Genomic DNA, 19,998 nt, shown 5'->3' with positions numbered 1-19,998 from the left:
AACGCAATTGAGAGCCATTCATCCGATCACCATGAGCGTAACCGATGCTATCCCGAGGAGTACGCCAACCGCCTGATGCCAGCCGAGCCGCTCGTCGAAAACCAAAACGGCGATCGCGTTGATGGCGATGAGCTGCGCGACCGAAGACAACGAAATGGCAAGGGAAAGCCCACTTGTCCGCATGAGAGCGATCATCGAAAGATTGCCTAATGTGTAGAGGACCAGCGCGGTGGCGAGCAGCCAAAGGTTAGAGTTGCTCACATATGCGCGGGAAGCGGTCGCTCCCGCCAAGAATAGGCAGACGGCTATGAAGAGGATGGCGGCAACACGCATCGATAAACTCCTGCTGACGCGTTTTGTCTAACGCCGGGCGGCCCGTCAATCCATCGGAGACTATCCCCTTTCCTCGATCGCGGCGTACGGCTACATGGTGATCCGTCTATTCTACACCCAGCTCGACGTTAGCTACCAAGAAGAAGGCTCTCAAGCCGTCCAAATCGTCCAAGGCGGCCAGGATCAAAAAGGACGACGCCGCGAAAGTTTTTCGAACGTCATCAACATCATGGATGTTCTCAAGAAGAGCGTTGAAGCCGACATGAAAGATCGAGAAAGCGGGCTGATAAAATCCGCTGGCTCACGACCAGTCCCCTTATGATGCAGTCTCTGGAGGAGCCTCGCTTCTGCGCCGGCGGAACCCCTTCCGCCATCACACGACAAGACGAAAGCGATGATATGCGCAAGGGCTGGAAAGCAAAAAGGGCGCTCGACCCTTGCGGGGAGCGCCCTTATCCTGTCGGACAACGAACAGTTCGACGACGTCGATACCGCGCGCATCCATTTTTCAGGCAGGACGGGTATATGGACCCTTCCAACCGGGGTTTCAAGAGGCGGTTCTGCGGTTCTACACGATAATTGACCGTAGCCAATCAGGAGGCGACCCCGGTGATCGGATTGATCACGGGTCGTTCGCTTTTGTCCCTGACCCCAGCCGGCTGCACCGCCGGCGGCGCCATTGATTCAGAGTCTGCGGGCTCCGGCTTTTCAGGAACGGCGCCGACATCTTTGGGGCGCCGCTGTTCGGGCTTTACGTTTTGATCATTCGTCGACATTCTCAGTCTCCTTTCCAGGAAGAAGTCACGGCCGTCGACATGGTTCCGACGATGGCATGGAGGATTACCGATGCTTGACCGGTTTCTGCTGCAGGGGCCTCAGGATGCGCGCTTCACCATCCTTCTGGCACATGGCGCCGGCGCACCGATGGATTCGGCATCGATGACAGCAGCGGCAAATGCACTCGCCGGCGTTGGCTTCCGTGTGGCCCGTTTCGAATTCGCCTATATGGCCGCCCGCCGCACCTTAGAAGGCCGCAAGCCGCCGCCGCGCGCCGAAACGCTCAATCCCGAATACGAGGCGGCCATTGCCGAGCTCGGCGCCAGCGGTCCGCTTATCATCGGCGGCAAGTCGATGGGCGGCCGGGTTGCCAGCATGATCGCCGATGATCGTCATCGTCGGGGAAAGATCGTCGGTCTGCTCTGCCTTGGCTATCCCTTCCATCCGCCCGGCCAGCCGGAGAAGCTGCGCACCGGCCATCTCACGGGGCTGACGACGCCGGCGCTGATCTGCCAGGGAACACGCGACGAATTTGGCACGCGGGACGAGGTGCCGGGCTATGATGTGTCCGACAGGATCGAGATCCTCTGGCTCGAGGACGGCGATCACGACCTCAAGCCGCGCAAGACGATTTCCGGTTTCTCCAGTGCCGACCACCTGGCCACGATGGCGGAGGCGGCGATGGCATGGGCCGAACGACTGCCAGCTTGAGCATCACCATATCTCCGGTTTCGGCGGCCTGTCGGTGCCGCCGTCAGGCCGCGAGCTTCCTGACATCGATGCGTCGGTCGGTGGCGGAAATGGTGATTTCGAAGTGATCGGCCTGCACCACGCCCTGAATATTGCGCGGCCGGTGCGCGACGATCGCCACTCCGCCTCTCAGCCGGACACTATCATAGAGGATACCGGCGCCGCCGCTCGAGCGCACCGCTTCTCCCAACACCTGCGACGCCGCATAGCTGGTGCCGTCATAGACATCGGGCCGCAGCATTTGCTCTCCGCGAATGTCGAGGTAATCACCAATCAGAGCGGCCGAATAGCTTCGATAGGTGCGCGCCATCGTCGCCACCCCGCGCGCGACGGCTTCGCGCCTGAGATGATGGCCAACCTCCGCGGCGGCCGTCTTGAGATCGTCGGCGGCATACCAGGCGCCGAGATCAGGGCCGTTGAAGCGCATTCCTCCCGGCGCAACATGCAGGAACGCCGCCATGACGATGCTGGCATTGGCAACGCCATAAACCCATTGGTCCTCGGGAAGCCGTTGGATGCGGTCGGCGACGAGCCGGTCGTTGGTCCAGCCGACGAGCTCCATCACGGCTTCGAGATCGGCCGCCCGCGTCACCGTCTCAAAAAGCCCGATCGGTGGAAATTGCGACGGGATCAGCCGGTACGACGGACGCGGCGCCTGGGCAAAACGATCCCTCACCGGAAGACGATGTCCGTATCTTCGTAGGGCGTGAACGCTTCGTCGAGTATATTTGGCTGCATGTAGAGACCACCGCGGGCGCCATCGAGAAACCGGCGGACGGTCATCAACCCGTCCTGGGTCCCGTTCGTCACGACATCAAGCGGCGGATGCCCGCTGAAAACGAGCGCCTGGTGCGGTGTGCGCAGCCAGGCGACGCCGGCGCGTTCATCGGAAAAAAGCACGCCGAGTGCCTGATGGATACCGAGCACGGCTGAGATTCGGGTCAGCGTATCGACATCGAGCGTGAAAGCGCCGTGCTCGCGCGCCTGTTTGGCCCAATTGTGGTAGGTCGACCGGGATGGATAACCGAGCATGAGCAGACGCTGCTCTTCCGTCAGCCCCCAGAGATCGGCGATCGCCAGAAAGGTTCGCAGGGCCGGGGCGCTCAGCCTCTTGCGGTTGGCGGGAGCAAACCGCTCCATGTCCAGCCGCTGTGGCCCCTGGTCTTCCCGTTGCTCCCGTCGCGCATGCTGCATGAAAGCCTCCTGTCTTGAATTAGACTTAGTCCAAATCTGGGCATTCATCAAGCGAATTTAAAGGGCCGCCTCTCCTGCGGCCTCGCGGATCGTCTGCATCAGGATCGATTGCGGCAGGGACGGCACGGCATCGGCGCGCATCGTCAACCCGACCGGCCCCTTGGTCTCGCCGGTATCAACAGGCAGAAGCGCCAGCCGCCCGTCGGCGACATCGCCGGCCACCACGCCGTTGGAAATGATCCAGATCGCGTCACTTGCCCTGAGGAACGCGCGGCCGAAGGAATCCGACACCGTCTCGATCTGGTTCGGCAGGCTGGAGACGCCGTTGGCGATGAGGAAATTTTCGACCACCGGCCGGATGATCGAACCCCGCGTCGGCATCAGCACCGTATAGTCGCCGAAGCCGGCAAACGGCGATTGCCGGCCGTCGAGCAGCGGATGGCCGGCGCGCACGGCAAACACCACCTGCTCGGAATAAAGATGTTCGAAGGAAAAGCCCGCCATATTCTCGGCGCCGGCCAGACGTCCGACAACGATATCGAGATCTCCTACGCGAAGCTGTTCCAGCAGTACCGCGTTCTCGCCGGTGACGATCTTCACCCGGCTCCAGGTCTTTTCCTTGAGGAAGAGTTCCATCGCCCGCGGCATGATGCGCGATGACACCGTCGGCAGCGCGCCGATCCGGATCGGCGGCGCATCGGCGAACTGCTCCTGCGAGACGGAATCGAGACCCTGGCGCAGCGCCGTCAGCGCCGCGCCGGCGTGCCGCAGGAAGACCTCGCCGTAGCGGGTGATCTTGATGCCGCGACCATCGCGCTCGAAAACATCGACACCCAGCACCTGTTCCAGTTCGCGGATCGTCTTGGTGACCGCCGGCTGACTGACATGCAGCAATTCGGCGGCCTTCATGACGCTCTTCTGCCGCGCCACCTCGACAAAGGTTTGCAGATGGCGGAACTTGACCCGGCTGTCGATCATTGGTCGCATAACTCCAGGGTTATCGAAACGCCAATAAATATCATTTTACTTAACCGGATCAACCAGTCAGTTTCACATTCGGGAGGAGAGTGACGTGCAATTTGCCAGCATAAACGACGTGACGATCCATTATCAGATCATTGGTGCCCCCGCCGACAGGCCGGTGATCGTCTTTACCAATTCACTGGGAACGGATTTCCGCATCTGGCGTGATGTCGTGGTACGGCTTGCCGGCGAATTCGCCATCGTGCTTTACGACCAGCGCGGCCACGGCCTCTCCGATGTCGGCCAGCTCCCTTCATCGATCGAGGACCACGCGACGGATCTCGCCGGCCTGCTCGATCTGCTGTCGGTCAAGGATGCCGTCATCTGCGGCCTCTCCGTCGGCGGCCTCATCGCCCAGTCGCTCTATCACCGCCGGCCGGACCTGGTCCGCGCGCTCATCCTCTGCGACACCGCCCACAAGATCGGCACGGCGGAGAGCTGGAACGCCCGCATCGCCGCCGTCGAGCAAGACGGCATCGGCAGCATTGTCGACGCCATCATGGAACGCTGGTTCACACCCGCCTTCCGCCGGCCCGAGAACACTGCCTATGCCGGCTATTGCAACATGCTGACGCGCCAGCCCGTCGAGGGTTATATCGCCGCCTGCGCTGCGATCCGCGATGCCGATTTCACCGAAATCGCAAAGACGATCGCTGTCCCGACGATCTGCATCGTCGGCGACCAGGACGGCTCGACGCCGCCCGATCTCGTGCTTTCGACCGCGAAGCTGATATCAGGCGCTCGCTACGAAGTGATCCGCAATTGCGCGCACATTCCCTGTGTCGAGCAGCCGGAGGCGCTGACGGCGATCATCCGCGCCTTCCTCACATCCATTCCGCCTGGAGAAGTCAGCCCATGAATGAGACCGCATCCTCCTCCGAGCGCTATCGCCAGGGCATGGCGACCCGCCGCGCCGTACTTGGCGACGCCCATGTCGACCGCGCCGCCACTGCTGCGACGGAGTTCGACCGCCCCTTCCAGGAACTGATCACCGAAGCGGCCTGGGGCCATGTCTGGTCACGCCCGGCGCTGACGAAGCGCGAGCGCTCGATCGTCACGATCGCTCTGCTTGCGGCCCTCGGCCAGGACGACGAGGTCGCCATGCATGTGCGCGCCACCGCCAATACGGGCGCGACCCGCGAGGATATTTGCGAGGCGCTGCTGCATGTTGCAATCTATGCCGGCGTTCCCGCCGCCAATCACGCGATCAAGATCGCAAAACAGGCTTTTGAACAGATGGACGCCGAAAAGGCGGCCTGAGAGGGGGAACATGTCCGAACGACCGAACCGCAAGCCCGAGACCGGCGGCTTCTTCGCCCGCGACCGCGCCTGGCATGCGCCAGCGCTGACCCCCGGCTACAAGACCTCCGTGCTGCGCGCGCCGCAGCGCGCGCTGCTCTCGCTCGACGGCACGATTTCCGAAACCACCGGTCCGGTCTTCGGCCATTCGATGATCGGCGAACTCGACAACGACCTGATCCTGAACTACGCGCAGCCCGGCGAAAGTGCCATCGGCGAACGCATCATCGTCCATGGCCGCGTGCTCGACGAGCGCGCCAGGCCGGTTGCTGGCGCCTTGGTCGAGTTCTGGCAGGCCAATGCCGGCGGCCGCTATCGCCACAAGAAGGAAACCTACCTGGCGGCGATCGACCCGAATTTCGGCGGCTGCGGCCGCGCCATCACCGACGAGGACGGCCGCTACCATTTCCGCACCATCCGCCCCGGCGCCTATCCCTGGCCGAACGGCATCAACGATTGGCGTCCCGCCCATATCCATTTTTCGATCTTCGGACACGGCTTTGCCCAGCGCCTGATCACCCAGATGTATTTCGAAGGCGATCCGATGATCTGGAAATGTCCGATCGTCGGCACGATCCCCGACAAAGCGGCGATCGAGCAGCTGATCGCGCCGCTCGACTGGGGCAACACCATTCCGATGGATTCACGTGCCTATAAATTCGATATCGTGCTGCGTGGCCGCCGCTCGACGATGTTCGAAAGCAGACCGGAGGGCAACTGACCATGCAGCAGCTCGGCTATCTCAAGGAAACCCCGTCGCAAACGGCCGGGCCCTATGTCCATATCGGCCTGACGCCGAATTTCTGCGACATCTCGGGCGTCTACGACACCGATCTCGGCATCGAGATGGTCAACGACAAGACGCTCGGCGAGCGTATCACCGTCACCGGCCGGATCTTCGACGGCGCCGGCGCGCTGGTGCGCGATGCGGTCATCGAGATCTGGCAGGCCGACAGCGCCGGCCTCTATAGCAGCCCCTCGGAAATGCGCGGCGCCGCCGATCCCAATTTCACCGGCTGGGGCCGCTGCCCGACCCGCGCTGAAGACGGCGTCTACAGCTTCGAGACCGTCAAGCCCGGCCGCGTCCCCTTCAAGGACGGCCGCAGACAAGCCCCGCACATCACATTCTGGATCGTCGCCCGCGGCATCAATATCGGCCTGCATACACGCATGTATTTTCCGGAGGAGACGGAGGCCAATGCCGCCGACCCGCTGCTTTCCCGCATCGAACATCGCGAGCGCGTCGCAACGATGATCGCCACCCGCGACGACGCGACCTGTCATTTCGACATCTATCTGCAGGGTCCGAAGGAAACGGTGTTTCTGGATATCTGAGAACGAGCCGCGCAAGTCGCTTGTCCACGGGGCGCCGCGCAAGTAGCGTCCCCCTCGCCCTACCCTCTCCCCGAGGGGCGAGGGGGACATGGCACACGAGATGACTTGCCCAGAAGGCGCCGGCGCCGCCCCGAGTCCCTTCTCCCCAGCGGGGGGAAGGTGGCGGCAGCCGGATGAGGGGGCCACCACCACAAACCGAGACGATCATGACCGTATCGCCCTTCGACCACCCCTTCCTTTCCGGCCTGCTCGGCGACGATGAAATCGCCCCCTATTTCTCCGCCGAGGCGGATATACGGGCCATGCTCTCCTTCGAGGCCGCACTCGCAAAGGCTGAAGCCGCTCATGGCCTGATCCCTGCCGAAGCCGCAAGGCGCATCGCTGATACCTGCGCCGCCTTCTCACCCGATATGCCCAGTCTCCGATCGGCAACGGCAAGGGACGGCGTGGTCGTTCCCGACCTCGTCAAGCAACTGCGCGCTGACGCCGGCGAGGAGGCGGCAAAAAGCCTGCATCTAGGCGCGACCAGCCAAGATGTCATCGATACCAGCCTGATGATCCGCCTGAAAGCCGTCGTCTTCCTGTTTGCCGGCCGGCTTTCCACCATTGCCGCAGGGCTCGATGGGCTCGACCGCCAGTTCGGCCGGAACCAGCTGATGGGTCATACCCGCATGCAGGCGGCGATCTCGATCACCGTCGCCGATCGCCTCAATGCGTGGCGTGCACCACTGGCGACCTATCGCGACCGCCTGACCGAGCAGGGTTTTCCCGTCCAGTTCGGGGGCGCGGCCGGCACGCTCGACAAGCTCGGGTCGCAGGCCGCTGCCATCCGCGCCTCGCTCGCCCAGGAACTCGGCCTCACCGATGCACCGCAATGGCAGAGCGGGCGTCTGCCGATCGCCGATATCGCCGGCCTGTTCTCATCGATATCGGGCAGTCTCGGCAAGATGGGGCAGGATATCGCGCTGCTTGCCCAGGCCGGCGATGAAATCGAAATCTCGGGCGGTGGCACCTCGTCGGCGATGGCACACAAGCAGAACCCCGTTTCCGCCGAAGTCCTCATCTCGCTCGCGCGCTTCAACGCCACTGTTCTATCGGGCATCCACCAGTCCCTCGTCCACGAACAGGAACGTTCCGGAGCTGCCTGGACGCTCGAATGGCTGCTGCTGCCGCAAATAACGATGGCAACCGCCGCTAGCCTGCGACTGGCGAAGGAGCTGACGGGGAATATCCGGCGGCTTGGAACGACGTGATTCAGCGCTTTTGCATCTCATGCCGTAAACCGGCTATGCAGAGTGCAATGAAATCAGGAGCAGTCTCGTGACCTTTCCCCTCTTCGACCTCTCAGGCCGCCGCGCCCTCGTCACCGGCTCCAGCCAGGGAATCGGCCGCGCGTTGGCGGTCGGGCTTGCCGAGCATGGTGCCTCGATCATCATCAACGGCCGCAACGCGCAGAAGGCGGAGGCCGCCGCCGAGGATATCCGTCGCAGCCATCGCCATGCCGTCAGCGCCGCCTTCGACGTCACCGATGCGGAGGCGAGCCGCACCGCCATCGCCTATATCGAGGCGGAGATCGGCCCGATCGACATCCTCGTCAACAATGCCGGTATGCAGTTCCGCGCACCGCTGGAGAACTTCCCGGTCGACAAATGGGACGAGATCTTCAAGACCAACGTCTCCAGCCTGTTCTATGTGAGCCAGCCGGTCGCCCAGGCGATGATATCGCGCGGCCGCGGCAAGATCATCAACATCGCCTCCGTCCAGGCCGAACTCGCCCGTCCCGGCATCGCGCCCTATACCGCCACCAAGGGCGCAGTGAAGAACCTGACGCGCGGCATGGCGACCGACTGGGCGAAATACGGCCTGCAGGTCAATGCGATCGCGCCGGGCTATTTCCGCACTCCGCTTAACCAGGCGCTCGTCGACGATCCCAAGTTTTCCGGCTGGCTGGAAACCCGCACGCCAGCCGGCCGCTGGGGCGAGGTCAAGGAGCTTGTCGGCGCCGCCGTCTTCCTGGCCTCGGATGCCTCCTCCTTCGTCAACGGCCACATGCTCACGGTGGATGGCGGCATCACCGCCTCGCTGTAGAACAGGCTGTCTCCGAAAACCGCCTACACTTCGGCGTCATGCTCTAAATTCGCATCATCCGAGTTTGGCGATGGCACGCAGATTGTCGGCCGTCGTCGTCGGGAATTCGAAGAATTCGAGATAGGCGGGGATCTGTTCGAACAACATGTCCGTCCCCACCTGAAATGCACAGCCGCGCGCCCGCACGGCCTCGAGAAAAGGGGTTATCTCCTTCGTCAGCACGACTTCGCCGACGAAGGTCGAAGGCGAAATGCGGTCGATATCGATTGGCAGCGGGTCACCCCGTCGCATTCCGAGAGGTGTCGCATTGACGACAATGTCGAAACCTGCCGGATCGGCAGAGCCCACCGTCACTTCAAGCTGCGGATAGTATTTCTTCAGCCTGTCCAGCAGCGCGGTCGCGGTCGTCTCGTTGGCGTCGAAGATCGCCAGATGCTTCACGCCCGCCTGCGCCAACGACGCCGCGATCGCCGAGCCGACGCCGCCGGCACCCGCGATGAGCGCATGTGCTCCTTCAACCTTTTTACCCTTGCGCAACACGCCCCGAACGAAGCCCTCGCCATCGAACATGTCACCGATCAGCCTGCCGTCCGAACCGAGACGCACTGCATTGCACGAGCCGGCGACTTTCGCGTTGGTCGACGTTTCGTCGAGCAGCGCCATCGTCGAAATCTTATGCGGCATCGTGATCAGAGCACCGTGGATATTGGATAGCCGGAACAGAAGCTTCAGAAACGCCGGATAGTCCTCCGGCCTGCAGCCCATCGGCACGACGACGGCATCAATTCCGTTCTTCTCGAAGTACGGATTGTAGATCAGCGGGGCCTTGAAGGACTCCGTGGGATAGCCGAGGTGCGCGATGAGTTTGGTCGTCCCGGTGATCATGTGGTCAGACTTTCTGGGGATCGGAAGAGGCGCTCGCGTTGGAGAGGTGGATCATCTGTCCCGAGCGCGCCGATCTCTTGATCGCTTCGATGACCCTGAGCGTAGCGAGGCCCTCCCGGCCACTCACCAGAGGCGTGGCATCGCCACGAATGACGTCGCAAAAATGTCTGAGCTGAACGCAAAGGGGATCGGCTGCTGTGTAAGGCACGCGTTCCTGGGCAAGCTGCTCCAGCCAATCGGGCCTCGAAGGGCTCGTCCACAGCGTCAGATCGGGAATTCCGAGCGAACCCTTGGCGCCGCCGATCTGGTAGCAGAATTGATCGTAGCGGGGGAAAGCGGGGTTCTCCCCGGTGGTCATCTCCCAGCTCCAGGGCGCAGCCACGGCATCACTGCCGTTGAGAGTGGCAAGCACCCCATTTGCGAAACGCAGCGTCACGACAGCCGTATCCTCGACGGCATGGTTCCGCACGGCCTGCGATTCCATCGCATGGACGGCTTCGACCTCACCGAAGAGATATCGGAAGAGATCGACATCGTGGATCAGGTTGACGAAGACCGGGCCGGCGCCCGCTTCGCGCCGCCAGGGTATATCGAAATAGTCGTCGGGCTTGGCGACCCAGAACGTGCCGTGCACCGCGATGATCCGGCCAAGCCTTCCGCCGTCGACGATCTGTTTGACCGCCTGGATCATCGGATTGTGGCGCCTGTGATGGCCGACCAGCAGCGGTATGCCTGCCTTCTCGCCGGCGGCAACCAGTGCCGCTGCAGCATCGACATCGTCGGCGATCGGTTTCTCGATCAGGACAGGGATGCCGGCAGCGACGATCTCCATTCCGTTCTCAACGTGGAGCTGGTTCGGCGTTGCCACGATGACGCCGTGAGGCCTGTCCTCGACGCGGATGTCCGAGAAGCTCCGGTACCATCGGGCGCCGACATTCTCGGCAAAGTCGCGACCAGCCGGAGAAGGATCGACCACCGCCGAAAGAATGGTCCCGGGCTCGGATATAATTCGCTCGGCGTGGCGTCTGCCAATGAGGCCGACTCCCATGACTGCAATCTTTAACGGCTTCATTGTCAGCTCCCGGAATTTGCCAGATTTCGACGACATATCGATCTTGAAACCACTTACTTCCGCAGGATTTCTCCGAGGAATTTCCTGGTTCGCTCATGCTGCGGACTTGTGAAAAACTCGGCTGGCGGGGCTTCCTCGACGATCGCGCCGCTTGCCATGAAGATCACGCGATCGGCGACCTGGCGGGCAAAGCCCATTTCGTGCGTGACGCAGATCATCGTCATGCCCTCATCGGCCAGCGCGATCATCGTATCCAGAACCTCCTTGACCATCTCCGGATCAAGCGCCGACGTCGGCTCATCGAACAGCATCACCTTCGGCCGCATGCACAGCGCGCGGGCAATGGCGACGCGCTGCTGCTGGCCACCCGAAAGCTGCACCGGATATTTGTCGGCCTGCTCCAGGATCTTGACCCGCTCGAGCAGCCCGCGTGCCCTTTCCTCAGCCTCCGCCTTGCCGACGCCGGCAGCCTTCATCGGCGCCAGCATGCAGTTCTGCAGCACGGTCAGATGCGGAAACAGATTGAACTGCTGGAAGACCATGCCGACCTCACGACGGATCGCATCGATGGTCTTGGCCTGATTGCCTAGGAGAATCCCGCCGACGCGGATTTCACCTTTTTCGTAGGTCTCGAGGTGGTTGATGCAGCGAATGAGCGTCGACTTGCCGCTGCCGGAGGGCCCGCACAAGACGATCCTCTCGCCGCTGCGAACCGATATGTTGATGTCGTGCAGGGCTTGAAAAGCGCCATACCACTTCTCCACCCGCTCCATGGTAATCATGGTTTCTGCGCCTTGAGCAGGACTGGGACTGGTCATCAGTAGAACTCCATATTGGCGGGCTGGACCGCATCGAAGACGAGGGATGCGGATCAGCGCGCAGAGGCGGCAAACTTTCGTTCGAGGCGCGCGCCAAGAATCGTCAGTGGGCAACACATCAGAAAATAGAGAATGCCGACGACGCCGAAGACCGTCAGCGGTTGGAAGATCTGGTTGGAGATGATGTTGCCGGCCCGCGTCAGCTCGGTGAAGCCGACGATCGATGCAAGCGAGGTGCCCTTGATCAGCTGCACGAGGAAGCCGACCGTGGCAGGCAGCGAGATGCGCAGCGCCTGCGGCAGGATGACATCCTTCATGCGGGAGATGTATCTGAGGCTGAGAGCCTTTGCCGCTTCCGTCTGGCCGCGCGGAACCGCTTCGATCGATCCGCGCCAGATCTCGCCCAGATAGGCGCTGGCATGCAGGGTCAGGCCGATGGCAACGGCCACCCAGGCGTCGAGCATCAGCCCCACCAGCGCCAGGCCGTAATAGACGACGAAAAGCTGCATCAGCAGCGGTGTTCCCTGGAAGACGGCGATATAGCCGGCCGTCAGGCGTTCCAGCAGCGGTATGCCCGAGGCGCGCGCAAGGGCGACGCCGAGCCCTGCAATGCCGCCGCAGACGAAGCCGACGGCCGACAGGACCACGGTCCATTTCAAGCCGATCAGGAGGAAGACGAATTCTTCGTGACCCATGGAATTCCTCCTACTTGACCGGATATTTGAAGTAGCGCGCCGAAAACAGCGCGAAGATGCGCATCATCAGCCAGGAGATCACGAAATAGAAAACCGTGACCGTGAAGTAGACCTCGAAGCTCCGAAAACTCTCCGACTCGATGCGCTGCGATACGGAGGTCAGCTCGTAGGCCGAAATCGCCGATGCAATGCTGGTGGTCAGCGTCAGGAGGACGAACTGGCTGGTCAAAGACGGATAGATCGCCCGCAGTGCCGGCTTGAGAATGATCAGCCGGAAGACCTGAGCCTTGTGCAGACCAAGGGCCAGCCCCGCTTCCATCTGTCCCTTCGGGATCGACTGAACGCCGCCGCGAATGATCTCGATGGCGTAGGCGCCGCCGTTGATGCCGAGCGCGATAATCGCCGTCGGCGTCGGATCCAGTCTGATGCCTGTCAGCGGAAGTGCGAAGTAGATGAAGAAGATCTGCACCAGAAACGGCGTGTTGCGGATCAATTCGACGAAGGCGATGACCAGCCATCGTGCTGGCTTCAGAGCGGAATCGCGCAGCGCAACGCCGCCAATTCCGATGATGATCGCCAGCAGCATCCCACAAATGGCAAGCAAGAATGTCCCGAGGCAGCCGAGCAGAAGGTTCGGCAGGCCATCTATGACCGGGGTGAAATCCAACTTATAATTCATGGCGATCCTTCCGGTCCGTCTTCCTGAAAATTCAGTCCCTCTTGACCATTCCTGCCATCGCCTGGATAGCCAGTTCGTAGCCATCGGCTCCAAAGCCGATCATGATCGCCGTGGCAACGCGCGAGATCAGCGAATTATGGTAGATGCTCTCGCGCGCATGGACATTGGAGATATGCAGTTCGATCTTCGGCGGGTCGAACATTTTCAAGGCATCGAGAAGAGCGATCGATGTGAAGGTATAACCGGCGGGATTGATGATGATGCCACAAGCATCGGTCCGGGCCTGGTGCACGCTCTCGACCAGTTCGCCCTCGAAATTGGTCTGCCGAAACTCGACGTCGAACCCCAAAGACTTTGCCTTGGCAACGCATCGTTTCTTGATGTCGGCAAGCGTCGTGGTCCCGTAGATTGCCGGCTCGCGCTGACCGAGAAGATTGAGATTCGGCCCGTTGAGCACAAAAATGGTTCTGGTCATGTCGCGCACCTCAAACGGGCCTGGCCATAGGCATGGCGGTTGCGTTGACGGGCATGGCTGCCCGCCTTCATTGGGAAGGGCTTCGTCTGGACGTCAAAATCCCCGCCCCAAGGCGATCGCCGCCTGCCCCTCATCCGGCTGCCGCCACCTTCTCCCCGCAGGCGGGGAGAAGGGACAAGCTGCGACCTCTCCGTCCCTCGCGCACCCCTCGCAGGGCACGTCCCCTCTCCCCGTTTTTACGGGGAGAGGGTTAGGGTGAGGGGCAGCCATCCTTTACCGTTGGCTCAGTTCGCCGCGAACGGAATGCCTTCCAGCGTTTCCGGGAATTCCGGGACCGGAACCTTCATCCACTTGTCGTAGACGGCCTTGAGTTCGCCGTTGGCCTTGATCTTGTCGATGAAGGTGTTCAGCGCCGCATTGATTTCCTTTTCGCCGAGACGCGTGCAAGCACCGTTGTAGAGCTTCTGGAATTCAAGCTTGTTTTCGAATTCGCCCGGACGGGCCTTCTCCAGCCGATCCATGTAGAAGATGTTGCCGCCAAGCGTCTCGACCTGGCCGGACACCAGCGCCTGGACGCTTGCCGCGTCTCCGTCATAGCGCCGGATCGTGGTGCTCGGCGGCGCGTTCTTGGTGACCTGCGTGTCCTGAGCAGCTCCCTTGGCGACGCCGACCGTGAACTTGGCCATGTCGGCATTCGTTTTGATCTCAGCCTTTTTCGGACCGATCAGGACGATGGCATTGGCGACATAGGGCTTGCTGAACTGCACGGCCTTTGCGCGATCCGGCAGCATCGCCATCGTCGCGAACAGAACGTCGACGCGGCCGGCCGTCAGAGCGGGAATGCGGTTGTTGACTTCAAGCGGCACGAACTCGACGGAAACGCCGAGTTCCTTGGCAAACAGCGTTGCGATGTCGGCGTCGAGGCCGTCCTGCTTGCCGCCGCTGGTCACGAAGCCCCAGGGCGGGTTGTCACCCTGAATTCCGACGATGATCTTGCCGCGAGCCTTGATCTCATCGGGCGTGACGGCGGCGGCCGGCTGCGCCAGGGTGACGGCTGCCACGAGGGCGGCGGCTCCGAGCATCGCGTTTCGACGCGTTAGCATAGACTTGAACATGTAATTTCTCCTCCTTGGAACGGTCCATGGACCGGACAGCCACCTCACCTTTTGACTGTGAGAGGAATGATTGCCAGAGACGAGCACTCAAATCAACAGAGTTTTTCAAAATCATATGAGAATTTATAATAAGACACGCTATTTGAATTCCTCACGACATTTGCCATAATAGTAGCGAGCGGTTTCTGGGACGCATCGTCGTGTTTGACGCTCGGTTTATCTCGCACCGATATCGGAAGGGCTTTGACATGAGGACCTCGATTGCGACTGTCACGATCAGCGGCGAACTTCCGGAAAAGCTCGAGGCGATCGCCCGAGCGGGCTTCGACGGCGTCGAGATCTTCGAAAATGATTTCCTCGCCTTCGACGGAAGCCCGGCCGATGTCGGAAAACTCGTCCGCGATCATGGCCTGGAGATCACCCTGTTTCAGCCGTTCCGTGATTTCGAAGGCATGCCGGAGCCGCTGCGAAGCCGCACGTTTGACCGCGCGGAACGGAAGTTCGACGTCATGCAGCAGCTCGGAACGGAGCTGGTGCTCGTCTGCTCGAACGTCTCGCCGGCAGCCATCGGCGGCATCGACCGGGCGGCGGCGGACTTTCATGAACTCGGCGAGCGTGCCGCCCGGCGTGGACTGAGGGTTGGCTACGAGGCGCTTGCCTGGGGCCGCCATATCAGCGACCACCGCGACGCCTGGGAGATCGTCCGTCGCGCCGATCATCCGAATGTCGGTCTTATCCTCGACAGCTTCCACACCTTGTCGCGCAAGATCGACGTCAATTCCATCCGTTCGATTCCCAAGGAGAAGATCTTCATCGTCCAGCTTGCCGATGCCCCGTTGATCGACATGGACCTGCTCTATTGGAGCCGCCACTTCCGAAACATGCCGGGGGAAGGCGATCTTCCCGTCACGGCGTTTACCGAAGCCGTCGCGGCGACAGGTTATGACGGGTATTTCTCCCTGGAGATCTTCAACGACCAGTTTCGAGGCGGTTTGTCACGGGCGATTGCCGCCGATGGCCACCGCTCGCTGATCTATCTTGGCGATCAGGTCCGACGCCATCTCGGCATCGGCAGCATGACCGGAGCGGCGATGCCGGAAAGGCCCTCCGTCAAGGGCGTCGGTTTCGTCGAGTTCGCCACGGACGAGGAAGACGAAGTCGAGCTGGTTGCATTGCTGCGCACCCTCGGTTTCAAAAAGACGGCAATCCACCGCACGAAGAAAGTCTCTCTTTTCGAGCAGGGCGAGATCCGGATCCTCGTCAATGTCGATCAGGCAGGATTCGCCAACGCGGCTTATGCCGTTCACGGCACTTTTGCCTATGCCATGGCCCTGGTCGTCGACGATGCCGCAAAGGCCTATGAGCGCGCGCTCGCCTTGGATGCCGAGCCATTCACCCAGCCTGTCGCAGACGGTGAACTCGAGCTGCCTGCCATTCGGGGCGTAGGGGGTGGGATCGTCTATCTCATCGACGACAAGAGCGCATTGGGTCGCTTCTCCGAAATCGACTTTCAACCGGTCACGGACGATACCGACGCGCCGTCCGCGGGGCTTTTGCGCATTGATCACGTCGCCCAGACGGTCGGTTACGATGAAATGCTCACCTGGCTTTTGTTCTACACGTCGATTTTCGAGACGCGGAAGACCCCGATGGTCGATATCATCGATCCGGCCGGGGTGGTGCGCAGCCAAGTCGTCGAGAACGACACCGGGGCGCTGCGCATCACCATGAACGGTGCCGAGAATCGCCGCACTCTGGCGGGACATTTCATCGCCGAAAAATTCGGGGCCGGCATACAGCACCTGGCGTTCTTGACGGACGATATCTTTGTGACCGCGGAAAGCCTTCGTGTTTGCGGTTTCAGATCGCTGCACATCTCGCCGAACTACTACGACGACGTCGAAGCCCGCTTCGGCCTCGATCCTGCATTGACCGAGCGGCTGAAGGCGGAAAACATCCTCTATGACCGCGACGAGCATGGCGAATATTTCCAGCTCTATAGCGGAACCTATGGAGAGGGTTTCTTTTTCGAGATCGTCGAGCGCCGCGGCTACCGCGGCTATGGCGCGCCGAACGCTATTTTCCGGATCGCCGCTCTGAAGAAACAGATGCGTCCGGAAGGAATTCCGAAAGACGCCTATTGAGCTATGGTTTAGGCAATCCGCCCGCTCTTGAGCACATGCTCCACGCCGCTTTGAACGTGCCGTCTGACGACGTCGGTCGCGCCGGCGACGTCGCGCTGAATGGAAAGTTCAAACAGAAGCCTGTGGTCATCGACAACAGGCTTTCCGCGAAAACTTTCGGCCAGCATATGGTAGCGGAGAAAGCGGTCGAAGACCGATGACAATGTCGCCATCAGCGTCGCTGAATTGCAGGCCGAGACAATGGCCTGATGGAACTCCCAGTCGTATCGGACCCAGTCGACTGTCCGCGAGACGTCGCCCGCAAGGAGCTTGCGTTCGGCGGCAGCCAGCCGGTGGTGGGCGGCGACGATACGCCCCTCCCATTCAAGATTTCCCGCAGCGAAGGCAAGGCCGATCGCATGTGTTTCAAGAACGATCCTGAGGTCGGCGAGTTCGAGGAGTTCGCGGCGCGAAGCGGGGCTGACTTCAAAACCACGCTGCCCTTCGGCGACAACGAGGTTTTCCGTGGTCAGGCGGCTCAGAATTTCGCGCAGCGATGAAATGCCGATGGAGTAACGCTCCTTTGCCTGTTCCAGCTTGATCTTGGCTCCCGGCGGCAATGTCCCGGATATGATATCCTCGCGGATCTGCCGGAAGACGACATCGCTTACTGTTTCAGCCGGGTCGTGGATTTGCTTGAGCATGGCTTTTCCTGGTTTCGCCGAAACACAATTTACGTGGTGGACCTAAAGTTCGAAGAGAAACGTCCGAACCATTTCTATCTCAGCGTCCCTCTCGCCAGCGCATGTTCGACGCCGCCTTGAATATGCATCACAAGAACCCGCTTCGCCGTCTCCGCGTCACGTCGCAATGCCGCATCCAAAAGCTGTTGGTGTTCATTGGCCGCGACATCGCCTCGATAAGACAAGGCAACCATCTGATATCTGAGATATCTGTCAAAGATCACCGAATGCGTCTCCATCAGCAGTTTCGACCCGCAGGCGGATATCAAGGCTTGGTGGAACTCCCAGTCGTAGCGCTTCCAGTCCTCGGCCCTGCTGGTGTCACCGGATGCCATCACCTGTTCCATCCGCGCCAATTTGTAATGTGCGGATACCAGCGGAGCTTCCCACTCCACGTCGCCATGCACGAACGACTGCTCCAGCGCATGTGTTTCCAGGAGAAGCCTCAGCGCCGCCGTCTCCTTGAGGTCTGAAACCGACACCGGAGACACTTCGAAACCTTTTTGCCCCTCGGCGACGACAAGCCCCTCGGAGGACAGCCGGTTCAGCACTTCGCGAAGTGTGCTGATGCTGGTCTCGTAGGACTCCTTCAGGCTTTCCAGCTTCAATTTTTGCCCGGGAGTCAGCCGGCCAAAAATGATGTCGGCCCGAATGCGCCTGTAGCTGCTCTCGGCAATGGTCTCGTTGATAACCGGCTGCAACATGGCGAGTCTCTTATATTTCCTATATCCTCGGATATATCGCTTTTTCGCAATTGCAATCAAGGAAACATTCGCACAATAGGAAGCCCAATTTTCTCATATGATGCTGGTTTTCCCGGACAAGGCGGAAGCCACCGGGTCGGACAGGACCGGCCCAAATAGGCCGCCCCAAGCCTGTTGGACCAGGCCCTTCGGCGCGGCTTTCCTGCTGCTCTTAAAACCTGGATTTCCGCCTCAACATGGCGGCAATTGCTTTTTCAATCGCGCGCAACCATCTAATAGGCATGACTTACGGGAAAATGTTCCCCGCCCTCGGCAGCGCGTTTACCGAAAACCAACCATACTGGCTTGCTTTCCGAACCGAAAGCCGATTGCTTAGGAAAATCTACTTCTTCTTCCGTTAGCGGTTAGGAGAATACAAAGGGGAACAGACAAACCCGTGGAATTCTGCTGCTTCGCATCGAGATGAACTATGACTACGATGGCGATGCGGGAAGGCCGGTTTGAAGAAAGATGACGACAGAACTGTTTCAGGTAAAATTTTGGGGCGTCCGCGGCAGTATCCCCGTGTCTGGCCCCGAGTTCGATCGCTACGGCGGTAACACTTCCTGCATCGAAATTCGCTGCGGAGAACATCGGATGATCTTCGACGCAGGCTCCGGCCTGCGCGAGGCGGGGTTGTCGTTGCTCGCCGACAGCGTCAGCGACGTCGACCTGTTCTTCAGCCACTGCCATTACGACCACATCATCGGCCTGCCGTTCTTCAAGGCGATCTATTATCCCTCGATCAACGTCAACATCTGGTCCGGCCATCTCGATGGCAAGATGAGCACGCGGGAAATGGTCGAGCAGTTCATCAGCCCGCCCTGGTTTCCCGTCAAGACCGACATCTGTCAGGCGACGATGAATTTCAGCGATTTTCATGCCGGTCAGGTGCTGAACCCGCGGCCGGGCGTCAAGATCAAGACCTTCATGCTGAACCATCCAGGCGGTGCCATTGGTTACCGCATCGAATGGCAGGGCCGTTCGGTCGCTCTCATCTACGATATCGAGCATATTCCCGGCAGCTACGATCCGGTCTCGCTCGAGATGATGCAGGACGCCGATCTCGTCGTCTACGACTGCACCTACAATGAAGACGAGATGCAGCGTTTCAAGGGCTTCGGCCATTCGACCTGGCAGCACGGCACCGAGCTCGCGAAGATGGCAGGCGCCAAGCGCTTTGCCCTGTTCCACCACGCTCCCTCCCGCACCGACGAACAACTGGCGCAGATGGAAATGCAGGCGCAGGCAGCCTTTCCCGAATCCTTTGCCGCGCGCGACAATCAGGTCGTGGTGATCTAGCAGGCCGCTGAAGCCGCCTTCATCTTGTCCAGTCTGACGCTCTTCGACAGAGAACCTATCCGTCGAACTGAGCAGTCCTGCGACGTCACGACGGAACAGATGCCGGGCCGGACCGTTTTACCGGCAGCGCAAATCAACGAAACAGGCATCAGTCATGACCGTGCTTTCCGGAAAGTGTCTCTGCGGGCAGGTGCATATTTCTGTCCGGGGCGAACCCTTGCGCGTTGGAATCTGTCATTGCACGGACTGCAGGCAAGAAAGCGGTTCGGCCTTTACCTTCTACGGGATCTGGCCAGCTGGCCAATTCGAACATTCAGGGCAAACCGCCGCGTTCCAAGGTCGGCATTTCTGCACCGGCTGCGGTTCGCGGCTGTTTTCCGCCGACGACCAGGAGGCGGAAATCAAGCTTGGCATTCTGTCCGAGGCCCCGACACCTCTTGTGCCGAGCTACGAACTCTGGATCAAACGCCGTGAGCCGTGGCTGCGACCGGTGGAAGGCGCCGAGCAGTATGAGGAAGACCGAAGCTGAAGAGAAACGAAGAACGGTTC

General features: G+C 60.8%; 25 protein-coding genes. 11 read left to right on the top strand and 14 right to left on the bottom strand.

The features are described from left to right. Positions 1 to 18: 18 nt before the first annotated feature. A complete protein-coding gene (locus tag RLCC275e_RS28535; protein WP_033183755.1) occupies positions 19 to 333 on the bottom strand; it encodes an EamA family transporter in 315 nt (104 codons plus the stop codon). A 94-nt stretch (positions 334 to 427) separates the two neighbouring features. Between RLCC275e_RS28535 and RLCC275e_RS28530 the strand changes: the two genes are divergently transcribed. Beyond that, complete coding sequence (locus RLCC275e_RS28530; protein ID WP_033183756.1) at positions 428 to 655, top strand: hypothetical protein; 228 nt, start codon at positions 428 to 430, stop codon at positions 653 to 655. 271 nt (positions 656 to 926) lie between these two features. Here the strand turns inward: RLCC275e_RS28530 and RLCC275e_RS28525 are convergent, their stop codons facing one another. Then, the gene (locus RLCC275e_RS28525) at positions 927 to 1,109 is read right to left on the bottom strand and encodes a hypothetical protein (protein WP_033183757.1); all 183 of its coding nucleotides are present in this window, start codon (positions 1,107 to 1,109) and stop codon (positions 927 to 929) included. A gap of 70 nt (positions 1,110 to 1,179) precedes the next feature. Here RLCC275e_RS28525 and RLCC275e_RS28520 point away from each other — a divergent pair, with 70 nt between their 5' ends. Beyond that, positions 1,180 to 1,821, top strand: coding sequence for an alpha/beta hydrolase family protein (locus RLCC275e_RS28520; RefSeq protein WP_033183758.1), 642 nt, complete (start codon positions 1,180 to 1,182; stop codon positions 1,819 to 1,821). A gap of 43 nt (positions 1,822 to 1,864) precedes the next feature. Here RLCC275e_RS28520 and RLCC275e_RS28515 read toward each other — a convergent pair whose 3' ends face one another. From RLCC275e_RS28515 to pcaQ, 3 genes are read right to left on the bottom strand one after another with little or no spacing between them, the layout of a single operon-like run. Continuing rightward, positions 1,865 to 2,536, bottom strand: a complete 672-nt coding sequence (locus RLCC275e_RS28515; protein WP_033183759.1) for an RES family NAD+ phosphorylase — start codon at positions 2,534 to 2,536, stop codon at positions 1,865 to 1,867. Continuing rightward, the gene (locus RLCC275e_RS28510; RefSeq protein WP_033183760.1) at positions 2,533 to 3,054 is read right to left on the bottom strand and encodes an MbcA/ParS/Xre antitoxin family protein; all 522 of its coding nucleotides are present in this window, start codon (positions 3,052 to 3,054) and stop codon (positions 2,533 to 2,535) included. The genes RLCC275e_RS28515 and RLCC275e_RS28510 overlap by 4 nt, the downstream gene beginning before the upstream one ends. Before the next feature lie 57 nt (positions 3,055 to 3,111). Beyond that, positions 3,112 to 4,032: a pca operon transcription factor PcaQ gene (pcaQ, locus tag RLCC275e_RS28505; protein ID WP_033183761.1), complete on the bottom strand. Its 921-nt coding sequence runs from the start codon at positions 4,030 to 4,032 to the stop codon at positions 3,112 to 3,114. A gap of 94 nt (positions 4,033 to 4,126) precedes the next feature. Between pcaQ and pcaD the strand changes: the two genes are divergently transcribed. From pcaD to RLCC275e_RS28475, 6 genes are all read left to right on the top strand, one after another. Beyond that, complete coding sequence (gene pcaD, locus RLCC275e_RS28500) at positions 4,127 to 4,936, top strand: 3-oxoadipate enol-lactonase (protein WP_033183762.1); 810 nt, start codon at positions 4,127 to 4,129, stop codon at positions 4,934 to 4,936. After that, a complete protein-coding gene (gene pcaC / locus RLCC275e_RS28495; RefSeq protein ID WP_033183763.1) occupies positions 4,933 to 5,337 on the top strand; it encodes a 4-carboxymuconolactone decarboxylase in 405 nt (134 codons plus the stop codon). The genes pcaD and pcaC overlap by 4 nt, the downstream gene beginning before the upstream one ends. Positions 5,338 to 5,347: 10 nt before the next feature. After that, positions 5,348 to 6,097, top strand: a complete 750-nt coding sequence (gene pcaH, locus RLCC275e_RS28490) for a protocatechuate 3,4-dioxygenase subunit beta (protein ID WP_033183764.1) — start codon at positions 5,348 to 5,350, stop codon at positions 6,095 to 6,097. A gap of 2 nt (positions 6,098 to 6,099) precedes the next feature. Continuing rightward, positions 6,100 to 6,711 (top strand): protocatechuate 3,4-dioxygenase subunit alpha, encoded by a 612-nt coding sequence (gene pcaG, locus RLCC275e_RS28485; protein WP_033183765.1) that lies wholly within the window; start codon positions 6,100 to 6,102, stop codon positions 6,709 to 6,711. Positions 6,712 to 6,917: 206 nt separating this feature from the next. Beyond that, positions 6,918 to 7,964 (top strand): 3-carboxy-cis,cis-muconate cycloisomerase, encoded by a 1,047-nt coding sequence (locus RLCC275e_RS28480; RefSeq protein ID WP_130708074.1) that lies wholly within the window; start codon positions 6,918 to 6,920, stop codon positions 7,962 to 7,964. 67 nt (positions 7,965 to 8,031) lie between these two features. Further along, positions 8,032 to 8,799: an SDR family oxidoreductase gene (locus RLCC275e_RS28475; RefSeq protein ID WP_033183766.1), complete on the top strand. Its 768-nt coding sequence runs from the start codon at positions 8,032 to 8,034 to the stop codon at positions 8,797 to 8,799. A 54-nt stretch (positions 8,800 to 8,853) separates the two neighbouring features. On the opposite strand, the gene RLCC275e_RS28470 is transcribed toward RLCC275e_RS28475, so the two are convergent. From RLCC275e_RS28470 to RLCC275e_RS28440, 7 genes are all read right to left on the bottom strand, one after another. Beyond that, positions 8,854 to 9,684 (bottom strand): shikimate dehydrogenase family protein, encoded by an 831-nt coding sequence (locus RLCC275e_RS28470; RefSeq protein WP_033183767.1) that lies wholly within the window; start codon positions 9,682 to 9,684, stop codon positions 8,854 to 8,856. Between the two features lie 4 nt (positions 9,685 to 9,688). Continuing rightward, a complete protein-coding gene (locus tag RLCC275e_RS28465; protein WP_033183896.1) occupies positions 9,689 to 10,756 on the bottom strand; it encodes a Gfo/Idh/MocA family protein in 1,068 nt (355 codons plus the stop codon). A 53-nt stretch (positions 10,757 to 10,809) separates the two neighbouring features. Beyond that, positions 10,810 to 11,574, bottom strand: a complete 765-nt coding sequence (locus tag RLCC275e_RS28460) for an amino acid ABC transporter ATP-binding protein (RefSeq protein WP_033183768.1) — start codon at positions 11,572 to 11,574, stop codon at positions 10,810 to 10,812. A gap of 53 nt (positions 11,575 to 11,627) precedes the next feature. Beyond that, positions 11,628 to 12,269, bottom strand: coding sequence for an amino acid ABC transporter permease (locus RLCC275e_RS28455; protein WP_033183769.1), 642 nt, complete (start codon positions 12,267 to 12,269; stop codon positions 11,628 to 11,630). A gap of 10 nt (positions 12,270 to 12,279) precedes the next feature. Further along, entirely contained in the window at positions 12,280 to 12,948 is a 669-nt protein-coding gene (locus tag RLCC275e_RS28450) for an amino acid ABC transporter permease (protein ID WP_130679361.1), read from the bottom strand. Between the two features lie 31 nt (positions 12,949 to 12,979). Continuing rightward, positions 12,980 to 13,423 (bottom strand): type II 3-dehydroquinate dehydratase, encoded by a 444-nt coding sequence (locus tag RLCC275e_RS28445; RefSeq protein ID WP_033183770.1) that lies wholly within the window; start codon positions 13,421 to 13,423, stop codon positions 12,980 to 12,982. Positions 13,424 to 13,707: 284 nt separating this feature from the next. Beyond that, positions 13,708 to 14,538, bottom strand: a complete 831-nt coding sequence (locus RLCC275e_RS28440; protein WP_033183771.1) for a transporter substrate-binding domain-containing protein — start codon at positions 14,536 to 14,538, stop codon at positions 13,708 to 13,710. Between the two features lie 248 nt (positions 14,539 to 14,786). Here RLCC275e_RS28440 and RLCC275e_RS28435 point away from each other — a divergent pair, with 248 nt between their 5' ends. Beyond that, positions 14,787 to 16,682, top strand: coding sequence for a bifunctional sugar phosphate isomerase/epimerase/4-hydroxyphenylpyruvate dioxygenase family protein (locus tag RLCC275e_RS28435; RefSeq protein WP_033183772.1), 1,896 nt, complete (start codon positions 14,787 to 14,789; stop codon positions 16,680 to 16,682). Positions 16,683 to 16,690: 8 nt separating this feature from the next. Here the strand turns inward: RLCC275e_RS28435 and RLCC275e_RS28430 are convergent, their stop codons facing one another. Continuing rightward, positions 16,691 to 17,365, bottom strand: coding sequence for a GntR family transcriptional regulator (locus tag RLCC275e_RS28430; protein WP_033183773.1), 675 nt, complete (start codon positions 17,363 to 17,365; stop codon positions 16,691 to 16,693). A gap of 74 nt (positions 17,366 to 17,439) precedes the next feature. Then, positions 17,440 to 18,108, bottom strand: a complete 669-nt coding sequence (locus RLCC275e_RS28425) for a GntR family transcriptional regulator (RefSeq protein WP_033183774.1) — start codon at positions 18,106 to 18,108, stop codon at positions 17,440 to 17,442. Positions 18,109 to 18,618: 510 nt separating this feature from the next. Here RLCC275e_RS28425 and RLCC275e_RS28420 point away from each other — a divergent pair. Continuing rightward, positions 18,619 to 19,449, top strand: a complete 831-nt coding sequence (locus RLCC275e_RS28420) for an MBL fold metallo-hydrolase (RefSeq protein WP_033183775.1) — start codon at positions 18,619 to 18,621, stop codon at positions 19,447 to 19,449. 154 nt (positions 19,450 to 19,603) lie between these two features. Next, complete coding sequence (locus RLCC275e_RS28415) at positions 19,604 to 19,978, top strand: GFA family protein (protein ID WP_033183776.1); 375 nt, start codon at positions 19,604 to 19,606, stop codon at positions 19,976 to 19,978. Positions 19,979 to 19,998: the final 20 nt, after the last annotated feature.

The organism is Rhizobium brockwellii (assembly GCF_000769405.2).
In the GTDB taxonomy this organism is placed as follows: Bacteria; Pseudomonadota; Alphaproteobacteria; order Rhizobiales; family Rhizobiaceae; genus Rhizobium; species Rhizobium brockwellii.
This window is presented reverse-complemented; position numbering and strand designations above follow the sequence as displayed.